11 protein-coding genes and 1 tRNA gene are annotated in these 12438 nt (G+C 26.4%); 11 read left to right on the top strand and 1 reads right to left on the bottom strand.

All coding sequences use genetic code 4. The features are described 5' to 3' along the window. Position 1: 1 nt before the first annotated feature. From T401_RS0100370 to T401_RS03445, 4 genes are read left to right on the top strand one after another with little or no spacing between them, the layout of a single operon-like run. Positions 2–1957, top strand: coding sequence for an ATP-binding cassette domain-containing protein (locus T401_RS0100370; RefSeq protein ID WP_033178514.1), 1956 nt, complete (start codon positions 2–4; stop codon positions 1955–1957). Then, positions 1957–3006, top strand: coding sequence for a carbohydrate ABC transporter permease (locus T401_RS06265; protein ID WP_033178513.1), 1050 nt, complete (start codon positions 1957–1959; stop codon positions 3004–3006). The genes T401_RS0100370 and T401_RS06265 overlap by 1 nt, the downstream gene beginning before the upstream one ends. Further along, positions 2948–3925, top strand: coding sequence for a carbohydrate ABC transporter permease (locus T401_RS06260; RefSeq protein ID WP_033178512.1), 978 nt, complete (start codon positions 2948–2950; stop codon positions 3923–3925). The genes T401_RS06265 and T401_RS06260 overlap by 59 nt, the downstream gene beginning before the upstream one ends. 3 nt (positions 3926–3928) lie before the next feature. After that, complete coding sequence (locus tag T401_RS03445) at positions 3929–4102, top strand: hypothetical protein (RefSeq protein WP_156935654.1); 174 nt, start codon at positions 3929–3931, stop codon at positions 4100–4102. A 78-nt stretch (positions 4103–4180) separates the two neighbouring features. Here the strand turns inward: T401_RS03445 and T401_RS0100355 are convergent. Next, a tRNA-Ser gene (locus T401_RS0100355) sits at positions 4181–4273 on the bottom strand. A 186-nt stretch (positions 4274–4459) separates the two neighbouring features. Here T401_RS0100355 and T401_RS06255 point away from each other — a divergent pair. The 7 genes from T401_RS06255 (at position 4460) to T401_RS06245 (ending at position 12403) form a co-directional block, all read left to right on the top strand. Further along, the gene (locus tag T401_RS06255) at positions 4460–5323 is read left to right on the top strand and encodes a hypothetical protein (protein ID WP_033178511.1); all 864 of its coding nucleotides are present in this window, start codon (positions 4460–4462) and stop codon (positions 5321–5323) included. Positions 5324–5390: 67 nt separating this feature from the next. Beyond that, complete coding sequence (gene yihA, locus T401_RS0100345) at positions 5391–5942, top strand: ribosome biogenesis GTP-binding protein YihA/YsxC (RefSeq protein WP_033178510.1); 552 nt, start codon at positions 5391–5393, stop codon at positions 5940–5942. 54 nt (positions 5943–5996) lie between these two features. Continuing rightward, positions 5997–7964, top strand: a complete 1968-nt coding sequence (locus tag T401_RS0100340; protein ID WP_033178509.1) for a GGDEF domain-containing protein — start codon at positions 5997–5999, stop codon at positions 7962–7964. Beyond that, positions 7945–8382 carry a 50S ribosomal protein L9 gene (gene rplI / locus T401_RS0100335; RefSeq protein ID WP_033178508.1) on the top strand — a complete coding sequence of 146 codons (438 nt, stop codon included), beginning with the start codon at positions 7945–7947 and terminating at the stop codon, positions 8380–8382. The genes T401_RS0100340 and rplI overlap by 20 nt, the downstream gene beginning before the upstream one ends. A gap of 19 nt (positions 8383–8401) precedes the next feature. Next, complete coding sequence (gene dnaB / locus T401_RS0100330) at positions 8402–9838, top strand: replicative DNA helicase (protein WP_033178507.1); 1437 nt, start codon at positions 8402–8404, stop codon at positions 9836–9838. Positions 9839–9841: 3 nt separating this feature from the next. Next, a complete protein-coding gene (locus tag T401_RS06250) occupies positions 9842–11218 on the top strand; it encodes a YitT family protein (RefSeq protein WP_274541143.1) in 1377 nt (458 codons plus the stop codon). Between the two features lie 75 nt (positions 11219–11293). Beyond that, entirely contained in the window at positions 11294–12403 is a 1110-nt protein-coding gene (locus T401_RS06245; protein WP_033178561.1) for a YitT family protein, read from the top strand. Positions 12404–12438 lie beyond the last annotated feature (35 nt).

Raw genomic sequence — 12438 nt, 5'->3', positions numbered from 1 at the left:
AATGAAAAATAATGAATCAAAAATAACTCAAGAAGATATCTATCAATTTTCTAAAGAGCGTTTTGAACAAAAAAAGAGCATTCCAACAATTGAAATTAAGGATTTAGTAATCGATTTTGGTGATGCTGTTGCAGTGGATAATGTAAGTTTTTCAATTAATAAAGGAGAATTAGTTACTTTATTAGGTCCTTCAGGTTCAGGGAAAACAACCACTCTTAATGCTATTGCTGGTTTATTAAGACCAACAAGTGGAAAAATCTTTTTCTCAGGAATTGATGTAACTAAATATTCACCACAACAACGTGAATTAGGATTAGTGTTTCAAAACTATGCACTATATCCACATATGTCAGTTTATGAAAATATTGCTTTCCCATTAATGAATGATCCACATTGAAAAGAAGAAACATTAGAAAAATCAAAATTAGCTCAACAAGAAGTGTTTGAAGTTATTTTAAGACATGAAAAAGTTGCAGAAGAAAAAATTCAAGATTTAAGAAAGAAGTGTTATTTCACAATTGATAATCCTAAAGAAACTAAAAAATATTTAACAGAAGTTATTGCTGAATTAGGCAACATTTCAGAAGATGAAATTAACAATTACAATTTCTTAAAGACAAAAAATATTGCAGAACTTACTTCTTTAACAAAGAATGTTATTAATGATATTAAAAACATTCAAAATGACACAAAAGAAGAAATTCATCAAATTAGATTTCAAACTAATTCAAAAATTGTTAAATTAAAAGAAGAAATTCTTAAATTAAAAGCTATAGGTAAAGATTTTCAGCATATAAATAAAGAAATTCAAGAAATTCAAAATAATGCTTCAAATCAGATTACTAAACTTAAATTTAAAGAAAATCACACAATTAAAGAATTAGAAGAAACATACAATAAAACATACAATAAAACCAAAGCTGACAATAAAGTCAAAATTGCTCAAGCTAAGGAAAAATTAATCATTGCTGAAAACAATAAGAAAAAGAGCCCATTAAACAAAAAAGTTACTGAACTTAAAAAACGTTTAGTTGTAACTAAAAAAGAAACTGAAAAAGTTTATAGAATGGCTGTTTTAAGCTTATTAACACCAATTTTTGAAAAATACAAAATTTCAGGTTCTTTTAATGCAAGAATGAACAAATTAGTTTTATTTATGCCAAAAGAACTTCAAACTCAAATTGAAGAATTATCAGCAAACATCTTAACAATTAATCAAGCAATTATTAAAGACGTATTAGAAGTTGCTCAAAGAGTTGAAATTACCAAAAACTTAAAGAAAAAACCAACTCAATTATCAGGCGGACAACAACAACGTGTGGCAATCGCTAGAGCTATTGTTAAAAAACCAAAAATTCTATTATTAGACGAACCACTTTCAAACTTAGATGCAAAATTAAGAATCTCAACAAGAAAATGAATTCGTTCAATTCAACAAGAATTAGGAATTACCACTGTATTTGTTACTCATGACCAAGAAGAGGCTATGTCAATTAGTGACAAGGTTGTATGTATGTCAACAGCTAAAGTGCAACAAATGGGTAGTCCAATGGAACTTTATAGAACACCTAAAAATGAATTTGTGGCAAAATTCTTAGGTATGCCAGAAATGACCATTTTTGAAGCTGATGTAAAAGATCATAAAATTCTTGTTGGCAACACAGTTTTAGGTGAAGTAGCAAACAAAGACTACACCAAATCAAAAATTCACATTGGATTTAGAAGTGAATCATTAGTTGAAAATGAAAATAACTATGTTTTAAAAGGCAATATTAAGAATATTGAATACTTGGGAAAAGAAATATTGGCTCAAATATGAATTGAATCAATCAATAAACTAGCCAATGTATATCTAACTCAAAAATCGCATTACGAAATCGATGAAGAAATTAAATTATCAATTAAAAATGTTGACAATATTCATCAATTTGATTTTGAAACAGGTGAAAGAATCTAATGTTTAAAATTAAGAGTTATTTCCTTAAGAAATTTAGAATAAAAAAGGTTGGTGACAATTTAAGTGTTTTAAGTCAAAGAACACCATTTTGAAAACCATTTTTATTCATTCTTCCTTCACTTCTAACAGTAACATTAATGACTATTATTCCGTTTATATTAGTTATTATTGATGCTTTTACAATTCAAGTAGGTTCATTCGCCGATGAAGTATCATTTGGCGTTGATAACTTTAAAGAATTACTTCAACATAAGTATTTCTTAGTAGCATTAAGAAATGCCTTCTTATATTCAATTACAGCATTACCTTTTAGTTTGTGTTGTTCAATATTAATTAGTGTTGCAATCACAATGTTAGTTCAAAGATGAGCAAGAGGTTTTTGACAAACAGTATTCTTTTTACCATATGTAACTAGTGCTATTGCTGTTTCCATTACCTTCTTCTTTATCTTTAAAAAAGATGCTGGATTTGTAAACACCTTATTGAAAAACGCTGGTTTAATTGATGCTCCTATTCCTTTTCTAGAATCGGGCGATCCTTCAAGTTTTAAACCATTTATCGTTATTTTATTAAGAGGTGTTTGAGGTTCATTAGCATTCCAAGTATTAATTTTAACTACTGCAATGCTCTCTGTAAATCCTCAATTATACAAATCTGCCTCAATTGATGGTTCATACAAATTTAAACAATTTTTCAGAATAACATTACCTTCAATTAAAAGAACTTTATCATTCTTAATTACCATGGGTATTATTGGGGGTATTAAAGTTTTCCCATTGGCTTTATTTAATAACAGTTCATCAGAAGCATTTAGTAATGGTGGTGGTTCATTAATGTTATATGTTTACCACTATACTAAAACTGTTGTTAATTTCTCTAAAGCTGGGGTTGCTTCAATTATGTTGTTCTTAATTGGAATCGTAGTGTCATTTACTTTAAGAAAATTAGCTGGATTTATTTATCTAGCAGGTGTCAAGATAGGAGAAAACAATGTCATTAGGAAAATTGAAAATAAGAAATTGAGATCAAAAACGGTATTTAAAATCTAAACAAGAAATGATGGTAAAACAAGTTGAGACCACTAAACCAATTAGTATTATCTTAACTTGAGCCTTCAAGATTGCAATATTATTATTCTTCGGAATGATAATATTATTCCCATTCTTGTTTATGATTAACCAATCAGTATTAGATTTAAGATTCCAAACCTCTAATGACACTTTAATTTGATATCCAAAACCTTTTGAAAAAGGTGGACAAGTCATTTTCTTAGATAACTTTAAGAAAGCATTCCAAGATGGATATTTTAAAGCTGTAGTATATACAGCGTCAACAACTGTTTTATCAGTTATTTGTAGAATATTCTTCTCAATGACTTTCGGATATGCTTTCTCATTAAAAAAATGAAGATTTAAAACTTTATCATGAATTTTATTCCTATCATTATTAATCCTACCTGAAGTAGCTTTATTAACTGGACAATATAAAATTATTGTTGCTCTTGGTTGAAAAGATGGAATTGCTCAATATATTGCTTTAACAATGCCATTTGTTGCTTCAGTATTCTCTGGATTTATGTATAGAAATGCTTTTGAAGAAATAACTGGTTCAGTTAAAGAATCTGCAATGATTGATAGTGCTAATGATTTTGTTTTCTTTACCAAAATCGCAATGCCAATGGTTAAGGCAACTACTTGAACTGTCGCAATTCTAACTGCTTTAGCTTCATGAAACTCATTTACTTGACCATTATTAGTTATTACTGAAAAAGAAGATTCATGATTAGTAATTAACGTATGATTAACTCATACCGGAAAATTAAAAGGCGATGATAGTGGATTAGTATATACCAGTATTCGTTTAGCAGCTAATATTTTAGCAATCTTACCAATGTTTATTGCTTACTTCTTATTTAGAAAGAGAATTATGAATGCAATTTCTAGACAAGGAAAGGCAACTAAAGGATAGAATATGAAAAAGAATTTTGATATTGAAATTGATAATTTAAAAAGGGAAGTAGCAAAAAGAAGAATAGTTAAAATTGCTATTCTAATTGCAGTTGTTATCATTATCATTATTGGAATTGTTATGGCTGGATTAGCTGCTTATGGTATTATTAGCTACCCAATTAAGGCTGCAAAATAATAAAAAATAAAAATAAAAAAGTTAGTCCCTTAAGGGGCTAGCTTTTTTATTTATTATGATAAAAAAGAAATAAAAAAATGGCGGGTAAGAGAGGATTTGAACCTCCGCGGGTGCTTTAACACCCCTACAGTCTTAGCAGGACCGCCTCTTCGACCACTTGAGTACTTACCCAAAACATTAATATTATATATGATTTCGTTGTATTTCAAAAAAATAACTTTGGCACTTTTCAAAATTGTAAATTTTCAATAAGAAAAGCAATTGTATTTTTCTTTATTTGTGATTTTATTGGATATAAATAATCTTATATTATAATAAGTGAATATTACTATTAAAATAGTTTTTTAAGGGGAAAGAATGAATTATTCGTTTTTATTAAATCCAATTGCTACAAGTATAGTTTTTAAGAAGATGTATAAACAAAATGATGAAAAATTACATAAACCCATTATCTTATTGTGATTCTTTATTGCTTATCTTAATATAATTTTTCTTACTACATTTGTTTTGGGATTTCTTTTTGTTTATGAAAGAAATTTATTAGAAATTGAATTTTATTTTAAAAGAATATTAGTCTTTCTTATACTAGCACCGATTATTGTTTCTTTAAGTTATCTTTTTTATTTAATATTTGCTTTTTGCTATCTTAAAAAACATATTGAAAATTTTATAAAAGTTAATTCAGATTCTGAAATTTGTAATCTATTAATTAAAATTATTAAGAACAATCAAATTATTAAATATAACCGTTTAGATCTACTTATAAATGTAATTTTGTTTATTGTTTATTTTCTAATAATTTTATTGAATATATTTTTAGCTAAAGTGATTTTTGAAAAATTTTATTATTATAATATTCAACTTTTAATCTTGAGTTTAATTATATGTTTAAAATGATATATAACAAATATTTCTCAACAAAAACTATTGAATAAAAGACATAATTTTAAAATTCAAGATCAATCTAGACAGAATAAAATTGTTATTATTTGATTCACTTTTATTTTATTTGTTTCAGTGTTTACAAAGATTATATTATTATCTCTTCAAGTGTTAAACCCCTCATCAGAAACCATTAAACATGCTAATTTAATTTATATGTGTATTGTCCCGGGCATTATTTTGTTTGGTATTGTTTTTAAATGGTTTTTATCTTCGATATGTTTTTCTAAAACAACAATGAATAAAAAAGAAAAAAAGAAAAATAATTTTTTCAATTAAGATATATCCGGAAGCATAAATAAAGTTATGCTTTTATTTTTTAATTTCTATATGTATAATTTTAATTATGTGAAAATTTATAAAAAGTGCTGCAGATCAATTAAGTTGACATATCCATGATAATCAAGAAATTGTTTTTTGGGGTCGTTCCAATGTTGGTAAATCTAGTTTAATTAATGCTTTGGCTAATTCTAAAATAGCCAAGACTAGTTCAACCCCTGGTAGAACTAGATTAATTAATTATTTTGAAACTGATAATAAAAAAATCATTGTTGATTTACCAGGTTATGGTTATGCTTCAGTATCAAAAAAACTCCAAAATAAAATTGCGGGGATTATTGATTATTATTTTAGAAATCATACTAGTCCTAAAATCGTTTGTTTTTTGATTGATGCTAAAATTGGTTTTAGTGCCATTGATTTGGAAATGATTGAATACATAAAGAATTTGAATATTCATTTTGATATTTTTATTACCAAAATAGATAAGGCAAATCAATCCCAAAGACATAAAGTTAAGATGCAAGCCTTAACCTTTAAAAACGAAATAAATATCTTTATGGTATCATCTCAAAAAAACATTGGAATTAAAGATATAACTGAATTTTATGAACTATAAAATAGCTTGTTTGACAGGCTTTTTTATATTAAAAATTAGTATATAATTATTAATATGAAAAAAGACAAGAAAAAAATATATTTGATTTTTGAAATTATATTTCTATTTCTAGTACCAACTATCTTATTTTTTATTGGAATATTTCACTTAGACAAGACACCACAAATTATTATTTCAGTGGTTTATTGTCTTTGAGTAATTGGACTAAGTATTTATACATTGGTCATTTTTAAAAGACATTTAAGAAATGTATATATTACTAATAAGTCATTAAATTATTATTTTGAAGAACAAATAAGTAATCATGGAATGGGAATTATTATGTTCTCTGATAATGGAACGATTATTTGAGTTTCCAAATTTATTGAAAATCGTTTTGCTAGAAATATTATTGGAAAAAACATAAAATCATTACTAGATATTGAAGAATGATCAACATCTAATTTAGATTTTGTATTATCAAAAGACAAATTTGATTATGAAGTTCATGTTTCTCTAGAAAGAAATATTGCAATTTTTAAAGATATAACTATTCAAGAAAATTTATTGAAAGATTATGAAAAACAAAGAACAGTTTTAGGCGAAATAAACATTGATAATATTGCCTTATATCAATCTTCAATGAGCGAGGAAGAATTGTTTAAAATTTATTCTAGTGTTGTTAATATGTTTGATGAATTAGCCAAAAAACATGATTTTATTTATCGACAATACGAAAATGGACGTTTCTTTATTATCAGTAACAAAGAAACATTAAATCAGTTTGAAAATCTAGAATTTAATTTCTTTGAAAAGTTAAAAGAAATTAAAACTGATAATGATATTAAAATCACTTTATCAGCTGGTTTTTCTTATGGCATATATAAATTTGATACATTGGATCAACTAGCCAAAGAAGCAATGTTACAATCCCAAACTCGTGGAGGGGATCAAGTTACGGTTTTAACTAAAAATGAAAAACCAAGACATTATGGCTCAACATCTGAAATTGAAGTGAACATTTCAAGAACTAATGTTAATTACATTGCTAAATTGTTAATTGAAAAACTAAAATCAAAGGTCATTACTAAAGTTGTGATTTATGGTCATATCAATGCTGATTTAGATGCGTTAGGATCGGCTTATGGTGTTTATTCATTGGCTAAAGGTTTTAATAAAAAAGCATATATTCAAAACATTACATTTGATGACACAACATCACGTTTATTAGAAACAGCTCAATATAAAAATTTAGAAAATGTGTTTATAAATCCAAAACAAGCAACCAAATTAAATGATGAAAATACATTAGTAGTTTTAGTAGATACTTCTGATGAAACAAGAATCGAAAACAAACAAGCATTTAAAAATATTCAAAAAGAAAATATTGTTGTTTTAGATCATCACCGAATTACCTCTAGCCCGGATTATGCATTTAAGAAAAACACTTATATTGATTCAAGTGCGTCATCTGCTTCAGAAATAATAACTGAAATTATTGCTTTAACTAATTCAGCCGATAAGATATCAGAAACAACAGCACAATTATTATTAGATGGAATTTATTTAGACACAAATAGATTTCAAAAACAAACTTCATCAAAAACTTTTCATGCTTGTTCTTTATTACAAAATTGAGGTGCAACAACCGATTTATCTGTGGATAGTTTAAAAATTGATGAAAGAATTTACCATGTAGTAAACCAATTATTACAAAACCTACAAGAAGTACGTCCTGGTTATTATTTAGCTTATCGCGATATTGAAGCACCAATTGATGTAATTTCAATTGCTTCTGATGAAATATTGCGAGTACAAGGCAGAAAAGCTGCCTTTGTAGTTGCTAAATTACCAGGTACAAATAAATACAAAATGTCAGCAAGAGGAATTAATACCAATGTTCAAATCATTGCTGAAGCAATCAATGGTGGAGGTCATTTTGGAGCCGCTGCTGCGGTTAGTGATGAACCATTAGAATTATTTGTTGATAATATTAAACAAGCGATAGTGAGTGTGAGAAATAATGAAAGTAATATTAATTAAAGATTTTCAAAAAAATAAAGCCAATGAAATTATTGAAGTGGCTGATGGTTATGCTAAGAACTTTTTAATTAAAAACGGCATAGCCCAACCGGTTAATAAACAAACCTTAGAAAATTTAAAAAGAATTAAACAAAATATTGCCAATGATGTGGCAAATCAAATTTTTGAAGCCAAATTAGTTAAAGCTGAAATTGAAAAATTATTATTAACATTTGAATTAAAATCAAATGGAAATATAGTTCATGGTTCAATTACTCATAAAGCAATTGCTAAAGAACTTCAAAAACATGAAATCAAATTACCAAAAAATAGTTTATCAAGTGATGTATATAACACTTTTGGAATTCATGAAGTAAAAGTAAAATTACATCCAGAGGTAATAGCTATTTTAAAAATCAAAATTATTGAAATTAAATAAATAAACAAGGAGTGAAATTATGGCATTAAATAAAGAACAAGAATTAGCCATTGCTAACAATGAAGCAACGTTTTTGGGTTTGATTATAAGGGAATCAAATGCATTTTTAGAAGTTGCTGAAATTGTTAAACCCCATATGTTTCACTTTAAGGAAAATGAAATTTTATATGATGCTTTAGCAAAAGTGCACAATCTTTATGGCACTTTTGATATTGCTATGTTTATTGATTATTTAGTAAAACAAAAAATTATTAATCAAGTATCTCGTTTTAATATGGAAGGAGTAGATTATATTTCTTGATTGGTGGAAAATGGTGGATATCAATCAGAATTACATAATTATGCTCAAAAAATTCTTGATCAATATAAGACTGATTCTTTACAAAGTTTATTAGCAAAAAGTATGGATATTATTGCTAATAAACCTTTTCAAATAACTGATTTATTAAACAATATTCAAAGTGAAATTATTAATATTGATATTTCTGAAATCAATTCACCTTATGAAAGAATTGGAAATAAGGCAAATGAAATTGTGGATACTATTTTGCATCCAGATCAATCAGATCATTCAACAGGATTAAAATTTGGATTTGAATCCTTAGACAATGTCTTAATTGGAGCCAACCCTGGGGATTTATTTATTTTAGCGGCAAGACCAGCTATGGGAAAAACTGCTTTTGCTTTAAATATTGCTAATAATGTTGCTAATGCCGGTAAAACTGTGCTATTTTTTAGCCTAGAAATGACTAATGCTCAATTAGTACAAAGAATGATCTCAATCGATTCCTTGGTTCCAATTGCAAAATTAAGAAAAAACGAGTTAACTTATGATGACAAAAAATATTTGATCTTTACAAAAGATAAGATGCAAAAATGAAATTTGTTTTTAAATGATAAACCTAATTTGTCTATTTCTGATTTGTATACATTATCAAAACGTTTTGCTACTCATACCAAAGTAGATTTAGTTATTATTGACTATTTACAATTAATTAGTGATAGTAAAAATAAGAGCAATTTAGAAAATCGCCAATTAGAAGTAAGCAAAATATCAAGATCATTAAAACAATTAGCAAGAGAATTAGCATGTCCAGTTATTTCATTAAGTCAATTAAGTAGAAATTTAGAAAAAAGGGAAGATAAAACTCCTATTTTAAGCGATTTAAGAGAATCTGGTTCAATTGAACAAGATGCTGACGTGGTTATGTTTTTACACAGAAAAGATTATTACAACAAAAAGAAAGATCAAGAAGGTGATAATCTTAATAATCAAGCTGATTTTGATACTACCAGTGAATCTTCTATTACTGATGTTATCGTGGCAAAAAATAGACATGGTGCAGTGCAAACTATCCAATTGCTATTCAAGCCACAAATTAATAGATTTTTATACCCAAGAGATAATAAAGAAAATTATGAAAAAAAACTTTTTGTTCCTAGAAAGGAGGATTAAGTTATGTCAGATGCTAATTTATCACAAGAACAACAAAATCAAATTAAGAAGTCAAGATGTTGTGCTTTAAAAAGAAAACAAAAACAATTAGCATATCAAGAACGTTTAAAAGTGATAAATCCTTTTAAAGTTGATTTAATTAACATATGAAAAAAGTATCCTAAAAAAGTTCTTTGAATGTTTATTAGTGCTTTTTTATACAACATCGCAATCACAGTATTTTTAAAGAAGGCAGCCACTATTGCTAGTGGAACTTCTTCTTTATCTCAAATTATTACATTTACAGCGCCAAGCACTGAACAATTTTATGGTTTATTTTATGTGCTAGTTAATTTACCATTAATGTTTGGTTTTTGACGTTTTAACCCCAGAATGTTTATGGTTTTAACGTATTATTGAATGTTATTTCAAGTAATTGTTCAATGTATATTCATAAATTACAATAACAACAATCCAGTTATTAATTTTATTAATCAGAAGATTTCTATTTATAATCCAACAGGATTAGCAAATGATTATTGAGACCCATTTGGTATATATATCAATAATCATGACTTAATGCAATTTAAAATTACTGAAAACGGTAAAGAAGTAATAAAATATTTTGCTTTGGATAAAACTGATATTAACAATATCCATGTAATATCACAAAATAATCCATTTGAAGCCAATGATTCTATAAAAGCATTTTGAGATCAATTAATTTCATCAGAAAAATCAATGGTTTTAAATAAAATGAAAGAACTATCTGGCAAAAAAGGATTACCAATCAATGATGGACAAACTTGACCAATTTTAGTTTATGCAATTTTAGGAGGGATTTCAGAAGGTTTTGCTTCAGTTGTTGCCTGAAAACAAAGAGGATCAATTGGAGGAACTTCAGTAATTTCCAACTATATTGCTTATAGAAATAAAAAACCAGTAGGTAATGTTTTTCTATTTGTTGCTTTATGTTTTTCAACTTTTTCAACAATTGTTATTGGTTCATTAGAATACACTGGTAATATTGCTAGTCATATTTGAAACGCTAACCAATTTCTAGTCAGAGTTTGTGGAACTTTTGTTTATCTAATTGTATTTACTATTTTGGTTAATAAGTTTTATCCAAAATACAAAAAAGTAAAAATTGAAATTTATAGTGACAAAATTGAATGAATTGTTGAACACCTAAAGAAAATTGGCTATTTACATTCATATAACATAATTTATGGATATAGTGGCTTTAAACATAGAGAAGTAGGCAGAATTGAAACAATTGCTTTATATTTAGAAAAAGATTGAATTTTTGAACAAATTAAAGTAGTAGATAAAAAGGCATGAATTGCCACTTCAAATATTCATGATATTAGCGGAGAATTTGATACTTCTTTAATTGATTAAAAAAATAAAATTAAATTTCTAAAAATAAAAAAATTATGCTAATATTTTTCCATAAAAATATGGTGGGAGAACATGATGACAGAGACTAAGAAAAAAAATAAAAAAACTAAACCTGAAAGTTATTTCGATTTAAACCCTTATAAGGTTAATATTATTAATGTTTGAAAGAAGTTTCCAAAAAAAATCTTTTTTATCTTCTTATCAGCTATTTTATATAACTTAGGAGTAGCAACATTTCTTGCTAAAGCAGCTACAGTTGCATCTGGTCTTTCTGCTATAGTTCAAACCCTTACTTATACCATTTCTTCAATTTCGCCATATTTTGCTTTCTTATATTTTGCTTTTAATTTACCATTTTTAATAATCTTTTGAAAAAAGAATAACCGATTGTTTATGATTTTAACTTTTTATTGATTATCATTCCAAATTCTTTTTCAAAGTTTCTTATTTATTAAACCAGTTGAAGATTTCTTTCAAAAAATGACTATTTACATAGTTAATTGGAAATCAGGAATTAAATTCCATGAAATTATTCCTTGAAATGTTTATGGTCAATATCCAATTGCTTTGGAATACGCAAACCCAACTTGGCCAATTCTAATTTATGCTATTATTGGCGGAATTGCAGCCGGAACTGCTGCTGGAATTGCTTGAAAAAATTCAGGTTCTACTGCTGGTAGTGACATCATTATTTATTATTTTTCAAGAAAGAAGAAAAAAGGTGTAGGAATTGTTTCAACTGTTGTTGCCTTGATTTTCGGAAGTTTATCAATTTTAATTATTTTTATTGTCGAAATAACTGGTATTGATGAAATTCATAAACCATGAAATTTAGGAGCATTTATTTTAAGATGCATTTCAAGTATTGTTTATATATTTATTTATAATATTTTTGTAGAAATTTTATATCCAAAATATAAGAAAATTAAAGTAGAAATTTACACAAAAAAACCAAAAGAAATTATTGCTCATTTTCAAGCAATCAAATATTGACATGGATATAATTTTAGTAATGTTACAAGCGGATTTAACAACACCGAAACAACCAAAATTGAAACCGTTGCTTTATATTTAGAACAAACCATGATTCAAAAAGAAATATTAAAAATTGATGCTAATGCTTGAATAACATTTTCAACAGTTAATAAAATTATTGGACAAATTAATACTTCTAAAGTAGATTAAGCAAGTTAATTCTTGCTTTTTTTATTATATAAAAA

It is taken from the genome of Mycoplasma anseris ATCC 49234 (assembly GCF_000702805.1).
Taxonomy (GTDB): domain Bacteria; phylum Bacillota_I; class Bacilli_A; order Mycoplasmatales; family Metamycoplasmataceae; genus Metamycoplasma; species Metamycoplasma anseris.
Note: the sequence above shows the minus strand (reverse complement) of the source record. Positions and strands in the feature narration are given on the sequence as shown.